General features: G+C 68.4%; 15 protein-coding genes. 12 read left to right on the plus strand and 3 right to left on the minus strand.

The window, feature by feature from the left end:
* The first annotated feature begins 6 nt into the window (after window positions 1-6).
* The 5 genes from F3I62_RS05175 (at window position 7) to F3I62_RS05195 (ending at window position 6,047) form a co-directional block, all read left to right on the plus strand.
* Entirely contained in the window at window positions 7-1,260 is a 1,254-nt protein-coding gene (locus F3I62_RS05175) for a 3-hydroxyacyl-CoA dehydrogenase (protein ID WP_160488624.1), read from the plus strand.
* Window positions 1,257-3,047, plus strand: a complete 1,791-nt coding sequence (locus F3I62_RS05180) for an acyl-CoA dehydrogenase C-terminal domain-containing protein (protein WP_160488625.1) — start codon at window positions 1,257-1,259, stop codon at window positions 3,045-3,047. Before F3I62_RS05175 ends, F3I62_RS05180 begins: the two co-directional genes overlap by 4 nt.
* 12 nt (window positions 3,048-3,059) lie before the next feature.
* Window positions 3,060-4,223 (plus strand): iron-containing alcohol dehydrogenase, encoded by a 1,164-nt coding sequence (locus F3I62_RS05185; RefSeq protein ID WP_160488626.1) that lies wholly within the window; start codon window positions 3,060-3,062, stop codon window positions 4,221-4,223.
* A gap of 180 nt (window positions 4,224-4,403) precedes the next feature.
* Window positions 4,404-4,838: a thioesterase family protein gene (locus F3I62_RS05190; protein WP_160488627.1), complete on the plus strand. Its 435-nt coding sequence runs from the start codon at window positions 4,404-4,406 to the stop codon at window positions 4,836-4,838.
* Window positions 4,839-4,862: 24 nt separating this feature from the next.
* Window positions 4,863-6,047, plus strand: coding sequence for an acetyl-CoA C-acyltransferase (locus F3I62_RS05195; protein WP_160488628.1), 1,185 nt, complete (start codon window positions 4,863-4,865; stop codon window positions 6,045-6,047).
* Between the two features lie 712 nt (window positions 6,048-6,759).
* Here the strand turns inward: F3I62_RS05195 and hemH are convergent.
* Window positions 6,760-7,782, minus strand: a complete 1,023-nt coding sequence (gene hemH / locus F3I62_RS05200; RefSeq protein ID WP_160488629.1) for a ferrochelatase — start codon at window positions 7,780-7,782, stop codon at window positions 6,760-6,762.
* Window positions 7,779-8,684, minus strand: a complete 906-nt coding sequence (locus tag F3I62_RS05205; RefSeq protein WP_160488630.1) for a TIGR01777 family oxidoreductase — start codon at window positions 8,682-8,684, stop codon at window positions 7,779-7,781. The genes hemH and F3I62_RS05205 overlap by 4 nt, the downstream gene beginning before the upstream one ends.
* Before the next feature lie 198 nt (window positions 8,685-8,882).
* On the opposite strand from F3I62_RS05205, the gene F3I62_RS05210 reads away from it, so the two are divergent.
* Genes F3I62_RS05210 through F3I62_RS05225 form a run of 4 tightly spaced genes read left to right on the plus strand, consistent with a single transcriptional unit; the run spans window position 8,883 to window position 11,709 of the window.
* A complete protein-coding gene (locus F3I62_RS05210; protein ID WP_160488631.1) occupies window positions 8,883-9,869 on the plus strand; it encodes an NAD(P)/FAD-dependent oxidoreductase in 987 nt (328 codons plus the stop codon).
* Window positions 9,866-10,090 carry a TIGR02450 family Trp-rich protein gene (locus tag F3I62_RS05215; protein ID WP_160488632.1) on the plus strand — a complete coding sequence of 75 codons (225 nt, stop codon included), beginning with the start codon at window positions 9,866-9,868 and terminating at the stop codon, window positions 10,088-10,090. The genes F3I62_RS05210 and F3I62_RS05215 overlap by 4 nt, the downstream gene beginning before the upstream one ends.
* A gap of 35 nt (window positions 10,091-10,125) precedes the next feature.
* The gene (rlmF, locus tag F3I62_RS05220; RefSeq protein WP_160489025.1) at window positions 10,126-11,118 is read left to right on the plus strand and encodes a 23S rRNA (adenine(1618)-N(6))-methyltransferase RlmF; all 993 of its coding nucleotides are present in this window, start codon (window positions 10,126-10,128) and stop codon (window positions 11,116-11,118) included.
* Window positions 11,119-11,121: 3 nt separating this feature from the next.
* On the plus strand, window positions 11,122-11,709 hold the full coding sequence (locus F3I62_RS05225; protein ID WP_160488633.1) for a YigZ family protein: 588 nt from the start codon (window positions 11,122-11,124) through the stop codon (window positions 11,707-11,709).
* 737 nt (window positions 11,710-12,446) lie between these two features.
* On the opposite strand, the gene F3I62_RS05230 is transcribed toward F3I62_RS05225, so the two are convergent.
* Complete coding sequence (locus F3I62_RS05230; RefSeq protein ID WP_160488634.1) at window positions 12,447-12,866, minus strand: Lrp/AsnC family transcriptional regulator; 420 nt, start codon at window positions 12,864-12,866, stop codon at window positions 12,447-12,449.
* Between the two features lie 133 nt (window positions 12,867-12,999).
* On the opposite strand from F3I62_RS05230, the gene yjeH reads away from it, so the two are divergent.
* Genes yjeH through yejK form a run of 3 tightly spaced genes read left to right on the plus strand, consistent with a single transcriptional unit; the run spans window position 13,000 to window position 16,703 of the window.
* Window positions 13,000-14,268: an L-methionine/branched-chain amino acid transporter gene (gene yjeH / locus F3I62_RS05235; protein WP_160488635.1), complete on the plus strand. Its 1,269-nt coding sequence runs from the start codon at window positions 13,000-13,002 to the stop codon at window positions 14,266-14,268.
* 56 nt (window positions 14,269-14,324) lie between these two features.
* Window positions 14,325-15,659: a TAXI family TRAP transporter solute-binding subunit gene (locus F3I62_RS05240; RefSeq protein ID WP_160488636.1), complete on the plus strand. Its 1,335-nt coding sequence runs from the start codon at window positions 14,325-14,327 to the stop codon at window positions 15,657-15,659.
* Between the two features lie 36 nt (window positions 15,660-15,695).
* Window positions 15,696-16,703: a nucleoid-associated protein YejK gene (yejK, locus tag F3I62_RS05245; RefSeq protein ID WP_160488637.1), complete on the plus strand. Its 1,008-nt coding sequence runs from the start codon at window positions 15,696-15,698 to the stop codon at window positions 16,701-16,703.
* The last annotated feature ends 1 nt before the right edge of the window (window position 16,704 follow it).

The following is a 16,704-nucleotide window of genomic DNA, read 5'->3' on the forward strand; positions in this document are numbered from 1 at the left end:
CGTTCGATGAGCAACACCTTCACCGTCCAGCAGGCCGCCGTGATCGGCGCCGGCACCATGGGCCGCGGCATCGTCATCAGCCTGGCCAGCGCCGGCATCCCAGTGCTGTGGCTGGACAACAACCCGCAGATGGTCGAGGCCGGCCTGCAGATGGCCGAGGACACCTGGGCCCAGCACGTCGCCAAGGGCCGCATCAGCACCGGCGAGGCCAGCCTGCGCCGCGCACGCATCCAGCAGATCGGCAATTACTCCGACCTGGCCGAGGTCGACCTGGTGATCGAGGCGGTGTACGAGAACCTCGAACTCAAGCAGCAGATCTTCCGCACCCTGGACCGCATCGTGAAGCCGGGGGCGATCCTCGCCAGCAACACCTCGGCGCTCGACATCGACGCCATCGCCGCCGTCACCCAGCGCCCGCAGGACGTGCTGGGCCTGCACTTCTTCAGCCCGGCGCACATCATGAAGCTGCTGGAGATAGTACGCGGCGCCCAGACCGCCCCGGCCGTGCTGGAGGCCGCCCTGGAGCTGGGCCGGCGCATCGGCAAGGTCAGCGTGGTGGCCGGCAACTGCGACGGCTTCATCGGCAACCGCATGCTGCACGCCTACGTGAAGGAGGCGCGCATGCTGCTGCTCGAAGGCGCCTACCCGCACCAGGTGGACAGCGCCCTGCAGGGCTTCGGCTTCGCCATGGGGCCTTTCCGCATGTACGACGTGGTCGGCATCGACCTGGAATGGCGCGCCCGCGAACTGGCGGGCAAGGGCCAGGACGATCCGGCCGTGCAGGTCGACAACCGCCTGTGCGAGCTGGGCCGCTTCGGCCAGAAGGCCGGCCAGGGCTACTACCGCTACGCGCCGGGCAGCCGCCAGGCCGAGCACGACCCGCAGGTGGATGCCCTGGTGCTGCGGGTCGCCGAGTCGCTGGGTTTCCAGCGCCGCGCGATCGGCAGCGAGGAAATCCTCGTGCGCTGCCTGCTGGCCCTGGTCAACGAAGGCGCGAAGATCCTCGCCGAGAACATCGCCGCCAGCAGCCACGACATCGACCTGGTCTACCTCAACGGCTACGGCTTCCCCGCCAACCAGGGCGGGCCGATGGCCTGGGCCGACGCCCAGGGCCTGGCCGCCATCCGCGAGCGCCTGCTGCACCTGGCCGAGCGCTTCGGCGACCACTGGCAGCCGGCCAAACTGATCGAGAAACTGGCCGCCAGCGGCAAGCGCTTCGCCGAGGTGCGGCTGGCCGACGTCAAGGAGGGCAAGGTATGAGCTACCAGGCGCCGCTGCGCGACATGCGCTTCGTCCTCCATGAACTGTTCGACGCCGCCGGCCACTGCGCGCACCTGGGCAACGGCCTGGACCGCGAACTGATCGACGGCGTGCTGGAAGAGGCCGCCGCCTTCGCCGCCGGCGAGATTGCCCCGCTCAACCGCAACAGCGACGAGCAGGGCTGCCAGCTGGAAGACGGCAAGGTAAGCACGCCCAAGGGCTTTCGCGCCGCCTATCAGCAGTACGTGGCCAACGGCTGGGCGAGCATGACCGGGCCGGTCGAGTTCGCCGGACAGGGCTTCCCGCAGCTGGTGGCCTGCGCCTTCCACGAGATGCTGATGGCCGCCTCGCTGTCGTTCCGCGTCTATTCCGGCCTCACCGAGGGCGCGGTGCTGGCCCTGCACAAGCACGGCAGCGCAGCACTCAAGCGCGACTACCTGGCCAAGCTGGTCAGCGGCCAGTGGACCGGCACCATGTGCCTGACCGAGCCCCAGGCTGGCACCGACCTGGCCCTGCTCAGAACCCGCGCCGAACCCCAGGCCGACGGCAGCTACAAGGTCAGCGGCAGCAAGATCTTCATCAGCGGCGGCGAGCAGGACCTGTCCGAGAACATCGTGCATCTGGTGCTGGCGCGCCTGCCGGACGCCCCGGCCGGGGTCAAGGGCATCAGCCTGCTGCTGGTGCCCAAGTTTATCGCCACAGAGGGGGGTGGATTGGGCGCGAAGAACACCCTGAGCTGCGGCGCCATCGAGCACAAGATGGGCATCAAGGGCGCCTCCACCTGCGTGATGAACTTCGACGGCGCCAGCGGCTGGCTGATCGGCGAGGCCAACCAGGGCCTGGCCTGCATGTTCACCATGATGAACGACGCACGCTTCCAGGTCGGCCTGCAGGGCCTGGGCATCGGCGAGGCGGCCTTCCAGGGCGCCCTGCGCTATGCCCGCGAGCGGTTGCAGTCGCGCGGCCTGAACGGTGCCCAGGCGCCGGACAAGCCGGCCGACCCGATCATCAATCACCCCGATGTGCGGCGCATGCTGCTGACCCAGAAGAGCCTGGTCGAAGGCTGCCGCATGCTGGCCGCCTACACCGCGCGCCAGCTCGACCTGGAGCACGGCGCCAGCGAGCCCGCCGCGCGCCAGGCCGCCGGCAAGCGCGCCGCGCTGCTGATCCCGATCGTCAAGGCGTTCTTCACCGACATGGGCCAGGAAGTCGCCAGCCATGCGGTGCAGGTCTACGGCGGCCACGGATTCATCCGCGAGTGGGGCATGGAACAGCTGATGCGCGACAGCCGCATCACGCAACTCTATGAAGGTACCAATGGTATCCAGGCGCTGGACCTGATCCGTCGCAAGCTGCTGGGCGATGGTGGCGCCGAACTCAGCGCGCTGATCGCCGAATTCAGCGAGCTGTGCGACACCCAGGCCCAGCGCCCGGCCCTCGCCGAGCTGGCCCATACGGTCCAGGCCCGCCTGGGCGAATGGCGCGAGCTGAGCGCCGAGGTGATCGCCCTGAGCCAGCGCGACGTGCAGGAAATCGGCGCCACCTCGGTGGACTTCCTGCAGTACTCGGCCTATGTACTCCTGGCCGGTTTCTGGCTGCAGGCCGCCGCCACGGCGCAGGACGCCCTGGAAGCCGGCAGCGGCGAGACCGCGTTCTACCAGGCCAAGCTGCACAGCGCGAGGTTCTACCTGCGCCGCGTGCTGCCGCGCGCCAGCAGCCACCGCGAGGCCCTGCTGGGCGGCGCGGCGTGCCTGATGGCGATGCCGGCCGACAGCTTTGCCTTCTGAGGAGCACCACCCATGCAAGCCTTCAGCTTCGCCAGCACCGCGCAGATCCTCTGCGAAGCCGGCTCCAGCGCGCGCCTGGCCGAACTGTGCCGCGAGCGCGGCGCCAGCCGGGTGCTGATCGTCAGCGACCCCGGCATCACCCGCTTCGGCCTGCTCGACGGCGCCCTGCCCGGCTTCGCCCGCGCCGGGGTGACGGTGGAAGTGTTCGACCAGGTGATCGCCGACCCGCCGGAGGCCATCGTGCTGAATGCCGTGGAGCGCGCGCGCCTGCTCGAGGCCGAGCTGGTGATCGGCTTCGGCGGCGGCAGCTCGATGGACGTGGCCAAGCTGGTCGCCCTGCTCGCCCACCCGAACTGCGCACAGACGCTGAAAGACATCTACGGCGTGGGCAATGCCCGTGGTCAGCGCCTGCCGCTGCTGCAGGTGCCGACCACCGCCGGCACCGGCTCGGAGGTAACCCCCATCGCCATCGTTACCACCGGCGAAACCAGCAAGCTGGGCGTGGTCTCGCCGCTGCTGCTCCCGGACCTGGCCGTGCTCGACGCCGACCTGACCCTCGGCCTGCCGCCGGCGGTGACCGCCGCCACCGGCATCGACGCCATGGTGCATGCCATCGAGGCCTACACCAGCAAGCTGAAGAAGAACCCGCTGTCCGACCTGCTGGCCCGCGAGGCCCTGCGCCTGCTGGCCGCCAACCTGCACGAGGCGGTGCACAACGGCAGCAACCGCGAGGCGCGCCAGGCCATGCTGCTCGGCGCCCTGCTGGCCGGCCAGGCCTTCGCCAACGCCCCGGTGGCGGCGGTGCATGCGCTGGCCTATCCGCTGGGCGGGCACTTCCACATTCCCCACGGCCTCTCCAACGCCCTGGTGCTGCCCCATGTGTTGCGCTTCAACGCGCCCGCCGCCGCGCCGCTGTATGCCGAGCTGGCGCCGCTGCTGCTCGGCGAGCGCTTCAAGGGCGGCAGCATCGAGCAGTGCTGCGCCGAGTTGATCAACGAACTGGCCGCGCTGAATGAACGCTGCGGCCTGCCCAGCCGCCTGCGCGATGCCGGCGTGCCGCAGGACATGCTGCCGCGCATGGCCAGCGACGCCATGCTGCAGCAGCGCCTGCTGGTGAACAATCCGCGCGAGGTCAGCGAGGCCGACGCCCTGGCCATCTACCAGGCGGCGTACTGATCGTCGGGTGGATGTCGTTTTTTACATCCACCATTGGCACCGCCCGGTGGATCGATGGAGCGCGATCCACCCTACGAATGCCGAGACACCATCGATAGGGGCCGATACAGCCCGCGAATCAAACTATCCCATGCCCCGCCCAGCCCTTAGGCTGGTACGCAAGCCAGACGAGAACCGAACATGAGCCAACCCCAGCACCGGCGCGCCGACTACGTCCACTACCAGCCGATCACCACCCGCTGGCACGACAACGACCTCTACGGTCACGTCAACAACGTCGTCTACTACGGCTTCTTCGACAGTGCGGTGAACAGCTACCTGATCGAGGTCGGCGGCCTGGATATCCATGCCGGCGCGGTGGTCGGCTTCGTGGTCAGCTCGTCGTGCGACTACTTCGCCTCGATCGCCTTCCCCGAGCGCATCGAGGTCGGCCTGCGGGTCGGCAAGCTGGGCAACAGCTCGGTGCAGTACGAGCTGGCCATCTTCAAGGCCGGCGAAGACGAGGCCTGCGCCGCCGGCCGCTTCGTCCATGTGTTCGTCGACCGGGCGAGCAACCGTCCGCTCGCCATTCCCGATGCCCTGCGTGCCGCCCTGGCCCGTCTGGTGCGTGACTGATCAGCCCTAACGAGGAACCCTGCCATGCAAGACGCCGTCATCGTCTCCACCGCCCGCACACCGATCGCCAAGGCCTTCCGCGGCGCCTTCAACGACCTCAAGTCGCCGTCCATGGCCGCCATCGCCCTGCGCGCCGCCGTCGAGCGTGCCGGCATCGAGCCGGGCGAGATCGAGGACGTGGTGATGGGCACTGCCATGCAGGGCGGCACCGCCTCCACCAACCTGGCGCGCCTGTCGCTGCTGGCCGCCGGCCTGCCGCTGTCGGTCAGCGGGCAGACCATCGACCGCCAGTGCGCCTCCGGGCTGATGGCGATCTCCATCGCCGCCAAGCAGATCATGGTCGACGGCATGGCCGTCACCGTCGGCGCCGGCCAGGAGCAAATCAGCCTGGTGCAGAACACCCATATGAAGTGGGCGGCCGCCGAGGCCGACCCGGCCGTGATCAAGCTGGCCGAGCACGCCTACATGCCGATGCTGCACACCGCCGAGCTGGTGGCCAAGCGCTACGGCATCAGCCGCGAGGCGCAGGACGCCTACTCCCTGCAGTCGCAGCAGCGCACCGCCGCGGCTCAGGCCGCCGGCCTGTTTGCAGGCGAGATCGTCCCGGTCAGCGCGCGCAAGAAGCTGGTGGACAAGGAAACCGGCGCGGTCAGCTACGAGGACGTGACCCTCAGCCTCGACGAAGGCAACCGCCCGCAGACCGTGCTGGACGACCTGACCAAGCTCAACCCGGTGGTCGAGGGCGGCTGCATCACCGCCGGCAACGCCAGCCAGCTGTCCGACGGTGCCAGTGCCTGCGTGCTGATGAGCGGCAGCCTGGCCGCCCAGCGCGGCATCGCCCCGCTGGGCCTGTACCGCGGCATCGCCGTGGCCGGCCTGGCCCCGGAAGAGATGGGCATCGGCCCGGTGTTCGCCGTGCCCAAACTGCTCAAGCAGCACGGCCTGACCGTCGACGACATCGGCCTGTGGGAACTCAACGAAGCCTTCGCCTGCCAGGTGCTGTACAGCGCGCAGCAGCTCGGCATCGACCCGGCCAAGCTCAACGTCAACGGCGGTGCCATTGCCATCGGCCACCCGTACGGCATGAGCGGCGCACGTATGGTCGGCCACGCCCTGCTGGAAGGTAAGCGGCGCGGCGTGAAGTACGTGGTGATCACCATGTGCGTCGGTGGCGGCATGGGCGCGGCGGGGCTGTTCGAGGTGCTGTAAGCCTCGTTGCCCGCTGGTTGGAAACGGAGGCTTTGGCCTCCGTTTTTGCTTTCTGGCTTTGGGATTTTCAGTGCGGACTCAGCGCTTTCCTCGGCTGAGGCTACAGATTTCGCCTTGCACGGCGACTCACTTTTTCCAGACGCGGAAAAAGTAAGCAAAAACGCTGTGCCCCTGCATCCGGCCCTGCGCTTCGCTCCGGGTTCGTTCGCTCCATCGCCGTTCCAGGGGCCCGCCGCGAAGGGCCATCCCTGGCCCATCGCGGCTCTCGCGGCATCCCTGCCGCTCAACCCCTTCCACGACGATTCCACTCACCCTCCTGAAGGGGCGTTTGGTGTTGCCTGATGGATCGCGCAAAAGAACAGAGCAAAGAACGTTCAAGCAACTCGGAGTTCGATCCCCGTCAGGAGGCCGAGTGGAGGTGTTGCGCAGGGGGACGAGCCGCAGGGATGCGGCGAGAGGCTTAAAGGGCCAGGGATGGCCCTTGTAAGCCGGCCCCCGGAGCGGCACCGGAGGGAGGGGAGTTTCGCGTAGCGAAACCCGGATGCCGGGCGCGCTTTCTCTTTGGTTACTTTCTCTTTCGCGCGAGCAAAGAGAAAGTGACTCGCCGTGCAAGGCGAAACCTGTAGCCTCAGCCGAGGAAAGCGCCGAGTCCAAACACTCAAACCCGAGGCCAGAAAACGAAAACAAAAACGGGGCCGCAGCCCCGTCTCATTCACAGCGCCAACGGCGCCCGCTCGCACAGCGTCTTCAACGCCTCCACCCACTGCGGATGCTCGTTCAGGCACGGCACCAGCACCAGCTCCTCGCCTCCGGCGGCCTGGAACTGCTCGCGGCCGCGGTCGCCGATCTCCTCCAGGGTCTCGATGCAGTCGGCGACGAAGGCCGGACACATCACCAGCAACTTCTTCACCCCGGCCTTGGCCAGCTCGTCGAGGCGCGTCTCGGTGTAGGGTTCTATCCACTTGGCCCGGCCCAGGCGCGACTGGAACGACACCGACCACTGCCCCGGCTTGAGCCCGGCGCGCTCGGCGAACAGCTCGGCGCTGCGCAGGCACTGGGCGCGGTAGCAGGTGGCGAGCACCTGCGGCGAAGCCGTCTTGCAGCAGTCGGCGCCCTTCAGGCAATGGCCGCTGGGGTCGAGCTTGTGCAGGTGGCGCTCGGGCAGGCCGTGGAAGCTCAGCAGCAGGTGATCGAAGCCCTGCTGCAGATGCGGCTGGACGCTGGCGACCAGGGCATCGAGGTACTCCGGCTGGTCATAGAACGGCGCCAGGGTGGCGAACTGCAGCCCCAGGCCGCGCTCGCGCACCACCCGCTTGGCTTCCTCGATCACAGTGGTCGTAGTGCTGTCGGCGAACTGCGGATACAGCGGCGCCAGGGTCACCCGCTTGACGCCCTGCTCGGCCAGGCGCAGCAGCGCCTTGTCGATCGACAACTCGCCGTAGCGCATGGCCAGTTCCACCGGGCCGTGCTGCCACAGCGGCGCCATGGCCTGCTGCAGGCGCTGGCTGAGCACCACCAGCGGCGAACCCTCCGGCCACCAGATCGAGGCATAGGCATGCGCCGACTGCTCCGGGCGCTTGATCAGGATCAGCGACACCAGCAGGCGCCGGACCGGCCAGGGCAGGTCGATGACATAGGGGTCCATGAGGAACTGATTGAGGTAGCGACGCACGTCGGCCACCGAAGTGGAGGCCGGCGAACCGAGGTTGACCAGAAGCAGCGCGTGATCTGTCATGCAGCGTCCTTGAAGAGATCGGCCAGGGCCGAGTCGATAGCGGTAAAACGAAATTCGTAGCCGGCGGCCAGCGCCCGCTGCGGCAGGGCCTTCTGCCCGCCCAGCAGCAGGCCGGACAACTCGCCTAGGGCGATCTTCAGCAGCAGGCCCGGCAGCGGCAGCAGCGCCGGGCGATGCAGGGCACGGCCCAGGGCCTGGGCGAAGGCCTTGTTGCGCACCGGCTGCGGCGCGCAGGCATTATAGGGACCGCGGGCGTCCGCCTGCTGCAAGAGAAAATCGATCAGGCCGATCTGGTCCTGCAGGTGAATCCACGGCATCCACTGCCGGCCATTGCCGATGGGGCCGCCCAGGCCCAGCCGGAACGGCGGCAACAGGCGCTTGAGGAAGCCGCCGTCGGCCGCCAGCACCAGGCCGGTACGCAGCAGGATCACGCGGATGCCCAGCTCCTCGGCACGCAGGGCGGTCTCTTCCCAGGCGCTGCACAGCTGCGCGGCGAAGTCCTCCACCACCGGCGCACTGTCCTCGTGCAGTTCGCGCTCGCCGCCATCGCCGTACCAGCCCACCGCCGAGCCGGACAGCAACACCTGCGGGCGCTGTGCACGGCCCTCCAGCCAGGCCAGCAGCTGTTCGGTGAGGGTGACGCGGCTGGCCCACAGCAGTGCCTTGCGCTTGTGCGTCCAGGGCCGGTCGGCGATCGGCGCCCCGGCCAGGTTGACCACGGCATCCAGCGGGCCGTCGCCGTAGTCCTCAAGCCGGCCGATGCCGCGCACCGCCGTGCCGCACAGGCCGGCGACCTTGCCCGGCGTGCGGCTCCAGACCGTCAGCTGGTGGCCTTGGGCCAGCCACTGGCGACACAGCGCGCGGCCGATCAAACCTGTACCGCCGGTCAGCAAGATATGCATGGCATCCTCCTCGCATGGCGTTAACCACCAGTCTCGCCCTAGTCTGAATTATGACGCAGCTGCGTGCCTTGTCCGCCGCAAACCAGCGTCGGAGTTGTAACGGGAACGCGATTGGAACCGATAGCAGTTGTACAAGCAATAGTATTTGTACAGATTTTGTCTAGAGCGTAGCCTGAAAGAAAGGACACGAGGTAGACCATGAACACACCCATCGCCATCATCGGTACCGGCCTTGCCGGACTCTCCGCGGCCCAGGCGCTGCACGCCGCCGGGCAGACGGTGCAACTGTTCGACAAGAGCCGCGGCAGCGGCGGGCGCCTGGCCAGCAAGCGCAGCGATGCCGGCTCGCTGGATCTCGGCGCGCAGTACTTCACCGCCCGCGACCGCCGCTTCGTCGAAGTGGTGCAGCAGTGGCAGGCCCGCGGCTGGGTCGCCGAGTGGGACCCGCAGCTCTACCACTACAACGAGAACGGCCTCAGCCCCTCGCCCGACGAGCAGGTGCGCTGGGTCGGCCTGCCGCGCATGAGCGCCATCACCCGCGCGCTGCTCGGTGCCCTGCCGGTGCACTTCTCCTGCCGCATCACCGAGGTGTTCCGCGGCGAACAGCACTGGACCCTGCTCGACGCCGAAGGCCAGAGCCATGGCCCGTTCAGCAGCGTGATAGTCGCCACCCCGGCGCCCCAGGCCACCGGCCTGCTGAGTGCCGCGCCGAAGCTGGCCAGCGCCGCCGCCAGCGTGGTCATGGAGCCGGTCTGGGCGGTCGCCCTGGGCTTCGACACGCCACTGGCCACCCCGCTGGAAGGCTGCTTCGTGCGCGGCGGCCCCCTCGACTGGGTGGCGCGCAACCGCAGCAAGCCGGGGCGCGACAGCCACCTCGACACCTGGGTGCTGCACGCCAGCAGCAGCTGGAGCCGCCAGCACCTGGACCTGGACAAGGAGGCGGTGATCGAACAGCTGCACGGCGCCTTCGCCGAGATGATCGGCTGCCCGCTGCCCGCGCCGAGCTTCAGCCTGGCCCACCGCTGGCTCTACGCGCGGCCGGCCAGCGCCCATGAGTGGGGCGCCCTGGCCGATGCCGACCTGGGCCTGTACGCCTGCGGTGACTGGTGCCTGTCCGGGCGGGTCGAAGGCGCCTGGCTGAGCGGCCTGGAAGCCGCCCGCCGCCTGCTGGAGCACCGCCAGTGAACGGCAGGCTGCGCCTCAATCCGCGCAAGCTGCTGCTGTCGAAATGGACCGCGCGCCAGCCGCAGAACCGCGAGAAGCACTTCCTGGTCAGCGAGCTGATCTGCGCCGAGGACGGCACGGTGTTGCAGGTCGAACTGCAGGCCGTGCTCACCCAGCGCAGCGAGCGCCTCGACTGGCGGGCACTGCAGGACGGCGAGCGCTGGCAGATGGGCTGGAAGTAGCGGCCTGTGGGACAATGCCGCTCCAGTTCGCCGAAATGCCCAGCATGCCGTCAAAATCCGAATCACCCGCCGCCCCCGTCACGCAGCCCAGCAGCCCGGCGCTGCTGCACCCGCGCAACCGTCACCAGGGCCGCTACGACTTCCCCCGACTGATCGCGGCCAGCCCGGAACTGGCCGCGTTCGTCATCCTCAATCCCTACGGCAAGCAGAGCATCGACTTCGCCAATCCCGAGGCGGTGCGGGCCTTCAACCGCGCCCTGCTGCGCCAGCTGTACGGCCTGCAGCACTGGGACATTCCGCCGGGCTACCTGTGCCCGCCGATCCCCGGCCGCGCCGACTACGTGCATGGCCTGGCCGACCTGCTGGCCAGCGACAATCAGGGCGAGATTCCGCGCGGCGCGGCGATCCGCGTGCTGGACATCGGCACCGGCGCCAGCTGCATCTACCCGCTGCTCGGCCATAGCGACTACGGCTGGCACTTCCTCGGCTCGGACATCGACGACACCGCCCTGGCCTCGGCCCGCGCCATCATCCAGGCCAACGGCCTGGACGGCGCCATCGCCCTGCGCCAGCAACTGCAGCGCGGGCAGATCTTCAAGAGCCTGCTGCAGGACGGCGAGCGCTTCGCGCTGACCCTGTGCAACCCGCCCTTCCACGCCAATGCCGAGGAAGCCGCCAGCGGCAGCCGGCGCAAGTGGAAGAACCTCGGCAAGCTCGCCCCCCAGCGCAAGCTGCCGGAACTCAACTTCGGCGGGCAGAGCGCCGAGCTGTGGTGCACCGGCGGCGAAGCCAGCTTCCTCAAGCGCATGATCGCCGAGAGCGCCCAGTTCGCCGACCAGGTGCTGTGGTTCAGCAGCCTGGTGTCCAAGGCCAGCAACGTGCCCTACGCCGAGAACCTGCTGAAGAAGGCCGGGGCCGTGGAGGTGCGCTGCATCGCCATGGCCCAGGGCAACAAGCAGAGCCGCTTCGTCGCCTGGACCTTCCACAGCCCCGAGCAGCGCGCGGCCTGGCTGCGCACGGCGGGCTGAGCCATGCCGTTCGGCCTGCAGGGCGCCTGCGAGTACCGCGAGGACATCCGCAAGAGCCGCTTCCTCGCCCTGGCCGCACCGGTCGCCAGCGCCGAAGAGGCGCAGGCCTTTATCCAGCAGCACAGCGACCTCGGCGCCTCGCACAACTGCTGGGCCTGGAGGTGTGGCCAGCAGTACCGCTTCAGCGACGACGGCGAGCCGGGCGGCACGGCGGGCCGGCCGATCCTCGCGGCCATCGACAATCAGGATTGCGACCAGGTGGTGGTGCTGGTGATCCGCTGGTACGGTGGCATCCAGCTCGGCACCGGCGGCCTGGCCCGCGCCTATGGCGGCAGCGCGGCCAAGTGCCTGCAGGGCGGCGAACGCATTGCCCTGCTGGCCCGCATCCAGGCGCGCTGCCATGTGCCGTTCGCCGAGCTGGCGCGGGTCAAGGCCCGCTTGGGCGAGTGGCAGGCGGTGATCGAGGAGGAAGCCTTCGATGCCGATGGTGCGTTGCTGCAGCTGGCGCTGCCGGTCGAGTGTTTCGACGAAGCGAAACGCCAGTTGGCTGACCTGGGGCGCGGGCGGATTCGGCTGGAGTTGGTGCCCTAGACACCCGACTTTGGAGCATGCCGGGTAGGAAAACTGTGTGAAGCCGGTTGTGTGCCGCGATGTTCAGCTGATTTCCGAGTGCTCTGCAGCCTCTGGTTTCGCCCTGCTGGGCGACTCACTTTTTCCAGACGCGGAAAAAGTAAGCAAAAACGCTTGCCCCTGCATCCGGCCCCGCCTACGGCGGGGTTCGTTCGCTCCATCGCCGCTCCAGGGGCACGCCGCGAAGGGCCATCCCTGGCCCATCGCGGCTCTCGCGGCATCCCTGCCGCTCAACCCCTTCCACGACGATTCCACTCACCCTCCTGAAGGGGCGTTTGGTGGCGCCTGAAAGTTCGCGTAAAGGAGCAGAGCAAAGAGCCTTCAAGCAACTCGGAGCCCGCCCCCGTCAGGAGGCCGAGCGCAGGTGCTGCGCAGGGGGACGAGCCGCAGGGATGCGGCGAGAGGACTAGGCGTCCCCGCTTAAAGGGCCAGGGACGGCCCTTGTAAGCCGGCCCCCGGAGCAGCACCGGAGGGAGGGAAACGGAGCGTAGCGGAGTAACAGCCGAAGGCTGGCCCGAAGGGTGAGCGAAGCGAATCAGTGGAGCGCAGCGAAACCCGGATGTCGGGGCGCACTTCTCTTTGGTTACTTTCTCTTGTGCGAGCAAGAGAAAGTGACTCGCCCGGGAGGGCGAAATCAGGACCTTCAGAACACACAGTAATCGGCTCGGCCGCTCAGCGAGCAGAACACCCGCACCCCATTACATCGCCCATTCCTGCACCACCATATGGGTCTTCACCCGCTGCATGCCAGGGTAGTTCTCGATCTCGCCGCGGATCTCGGCCAGGCGCGCCATGCTCGGCGCCTCGACCAGCACCAGCATGTCGGTCTCGCCGCTGATGCCGCAGCACTGGCGGATTTCCGGGTAGGCACGCATGCGCTCGACATAGTCCTGGCAGCGGCTGTCCTTGTAGAACAGCTCGAGAAAGGCGCGCACCGCCGCTCCCTGCGGGCTGGCCACCCGCGCGTGGTAACCCTGGATTACCCCGCCCTGCTCCAGCTGGCGAATGCGCTCGCCCACCGCCGAACGCGACAGGTTGACCTCGCGGGCGATCTGGCTGACGGAGGTGCGCGCATCCTCGCGCAACAGGGCGAGGATCTGATGGTCGAACTTGTCCACGATGGTTCTCAGCAGTCAGTTTGACGGACAATTCCGTCACTTTGCCGGCCAACGGCGACGGGCTGGCAGCGGCGTCGCAGAGGCCTGGCGCTTAACATGGCGCAATTGCACACCATTGCCACGAGCTTACCCCATGAGTCGGTTGAACAAGGAACTGGGCCTGCTGCAGGGCGTCGGGCTGCTCAGCACCTCGCTGCTCGGCACCGGCATCTTCGTGGTGCCGGCACTGGCCGCCACCGCCGCCGGCCCGGCCTCGCTGTGGGCCTGGCTGATCCTGATCGCCCTGGTCCTGCCGGTGGCCTTCACCTTCGCCCAGCTGGGCAAACGCTTCCCCCATGCCGGCGGCGCGCCGCACCTGATCGGCCGCGCCTTCGGCGCGCGCATGGAGCGGCTGATCGCCTTCCTGTTCCTCGCCGTGCTGCCGGTGGGCCTGCCGGCGGCGCTGAACATCGCCACCGGCTTCTGGCAGGCGCTGCTGCCGATCGGCCGTGGCGAGGCGCTGCTGATCCAGCTCGCCACCCTCGGCGCCATGCTCCTGCTCGGCCAGCGCCCGGCCAGAGCCTCGGGCGTGCTGCAGGGGCTGATCGCCCTCGCCATCATCGGCACGGTGGCGCTGGTCTGGTGGGTCGGCGAGCTGCCGCTGGCCAGCCAGCCGCTGCTGCCGGACATCGCCGGTTCCTGGCAGCTGATCCCGACCGCGCTGGGGGTGATGTTCTGGTGTTTCGTCGGCATCGAGGCGTTCACCCACCTGGGCGAGGAGTTCAAGCACCCGCAGCGCGACTTCCCCCTCGCGCTGCTGCTCGGCGTGCTGCTGGCCGGCCTGGTGTACTGGGCGTTCTCGGTGGCGGTGCTGAGCTTCCATGTGTATGGCGACGTGCACAGCGACGCCGCCTCGCTGCCACGGCTGATGGACCAGCTGCTGGGCGAGAAGGCCCGCGTGCTGGTGGCGCTGGTCGGCTACCTGGCCTGCTTCGCCTCGATGAACGTCTATGTGCAGGGCTTCGCACGGCTGATCTGGAGCCTGGCCGACGAAGGCAAGCTGCCGCAGCCGCTGGCCCGCCTCAACCGGCACGGCGTGCCCGGCCCGGCCCTGCTGCTGGTGGTGCTGATCTGCGCCCTGTGCGCCGCCCTGGCCGCCATGCTGCAACTGTCGGTGGACGACCTGATCCGCTACGCCAACGGCAACTTCATCCTGGTCTACCTGCTCAGCATGGCCGCCGGCTGGGTGCTGCTGCGCGGTCTGTGGCGCTGGCTGGCGGGCTTCAGCACGCTGCTCTGCGCCCTGGTCCTGCTGGCCCTGGGCAGCGAGGCGCTGTATGCCCTCGGCCTGCTGGCCGGACTGGCGCTGTTCGGTGCCTGGCGCGAGCGAATGGGCAATCGCCAGGCACAGCACCCGCGGTAGATGAGCGCGGCGCGCATCCCGGCTATCCTCAGGCAAGGCAATGACAAGGACAGACCATGCGCCGCATCCTCCGCGACCTGAAAATCATGCTGCTGGCCAACCTGTGGATAGTGCCGGTGCTGGCCGCCCTGGTTGGCGCCTTGTTCTACTTCGTCGCCCCGCCGCCGCCCATGCATGCGCGGCTGGCCACCGGCGCGGTGGGCGGCGGCTACCACGCCTTCGCCGAGCGCCTGCGCGCCGAGCTGGAGCAGCAGGGCTTCACCCTGGAACTGGTGGAAAGCCAGGGCTCAGCGGACAACCTGGCCAAGCTCGGCCAAGGTGAAGTAGAGCTGGCCCTGGTGCAGAGCGGCCAGGAACTGACCCTGCCCGACGCGGCCCGCGCCAAGCTGACCGGTCTGGGCGTGATGTACCGCGAGCCGCTGTGGCTGTTCACCGGGCGCAAGGTCAAGTTCCAGCGCCTGGCCGACCTGAGCAAGCTGCGCCTAGCCATCGGCTCTGTCGACAGTGGCACCCAGGCGGTGACCGCCGCGCTGCTCAAAGCCAACCGCATCGAGCCGGCGCAGTACCCCAAGCGCTGGCAGCAACTGGGCGGCAGCCGCGCCGCCGATGCGCTGATCGAAGGCAGGCTGGACGCCGCCTTCTTCGTCGGCCCGGCGGAGAACCCGCTGATCCAGCGCCTGGCCGCCGAACCCAAGCTGCGCCTGGTCAGCCTGCGGCGCACCGACGCCTACCTGGCGCGCCTGCCCTACCTGAGCCGCCTGGAAGTCGGCGAAGGCATGCTCGACATGGCGCAGAACACCCCGGACCGCGACATCGTCACCCTCGGCCCGGTCGCCACCCTGGTGGCCGGCGAGGAGTTCCACCCCTCGCTGACCCCGCTGATCCTCGAGGCGGCCAGGAGCGTGCTGAAGAACGGCAGCCTGCTCGACCCAGCCGGCAGCTACCCGGCCAGGCCGCCGCTGTCGCTGAATACCCTGGCCGAGGCCGATTACTACTACGCCAAGGGCCTGCCGATCCTGCAGCGCTACCTGCCGTTCCGCATCGCATCCTTGGCCGACCGCTACATCATCCTCGCCATCCCCTTGCTGGTGCTGCTGTTCCCGCTGTTCAAGGCCATCGGCCCGATCTACCAATGGCGCATCCGTGCGCGCATCTACCGCTGGTACAAGCACCTGCGCGAGATCGACCAGTTGCTGTACAAGGGCGACCTGCCCAGTGACATCGCCGTGGAAATCAGCCGCCTGGAAAAACTGGAAGACGAGCTGGCGCGGGTCGAGGTGCCGCTGTCCTACTCCAGCGAGCTGTACGAGCTGCACATGCACCTGCGCTACATGATCGAGCGCCTGCAAGCCGTCCAGCGACGCACGACTGCGCAGGCGGTGGTCGGGTAACATGCGCGCTTTCCGTTCAAGCACCACGAGGCCGCCATGCCGATCCGCCACTGCATCGTCCACCTGATCGACAAGAAGCCCGACGGCACCCCCGCCGTGCTGCACGCCCGCGACAGCGAGCTGAGCAGCTCGCAGGCCATGGAGAACCTCCTGGCCGACCTCAACGAGAGCTACAACGCCAAGCAGGGCAAGGCCTGGGGCCTGTTCCACGAGGAATCCGGCGCCTACCCGTTCAGCGGCTGGCTGAAGCAGTACCTGGACGGCGAGAAGGACTTCACCGCCTTCAGCCGCCAGGCCGTGGAGCAGCTGCAGAAGCTGATGGAGGAATCCAACCTGGCCACCGGCGGCCACGTGCTGCTGGCCCACTACCAGCAGGGCATGACCGACTACCTGGCGATCGCCCTGCTGCATCACAGCGAAGGCGTGACCGTGACCGAGGCGCTGGACGTGGCCCCGGCCAAGCACCTCGACCTCGGCCAGCTGCACCTGGCGGCGCGCATCAATATCAGCGAGTGGCAGAACAACAAGCAGTCCAAGCAGTACATCTCGTTCATCCGCGGCAAGAACGGCAAGAAGGTCTCGGACTACTTCCGCGACTTCATCGGCTGCCAGGAAGGCGTCGACGCGCCGAGCGAGACGCGCACCCTGCTCAAGGCCTTCAGCGACTTCGTCGAGAGCGAGGACCTGCCGGAAGAACAGGCCCGCGCCAAGACCGACACCCTGGTCGACTACGCCAGCAGCCAGGCCAAGATCGGCGAGCCGATGACCCTGGAAGACCTCTCCGGGCTGATCGACGAAGACCGCCCGCGCGCCTTCTACGAGCACATCCGCAACAAGGACTACGGCCTGGCCCCGGAATTTCCCGCGGACAAGCGCACCCTCAACCAGTTCCGCCGTTTCACCGGGCGCGCCGAAGGCCTGTCGATCAGCTTCGAGTCGCACCTGCTGGGTTCGGCCATCGAGTATGACGAGGCGCGCGACATGCTGATCATCCGCCAGCTGCCGACCCAGCTGAAGGACCAGCTCAAGCGCCGCAAGGACTGAG

This window comes from Pseudomonas sp. R-28-1W-6, assembly GCF_009799925.1.
Taxonomy (GTDB): Bacteria; Pseudomonadota; Gammaproteobacteria; order Pseudomonadales; family Pseudomonadaceae; genus Aquipseudomonas.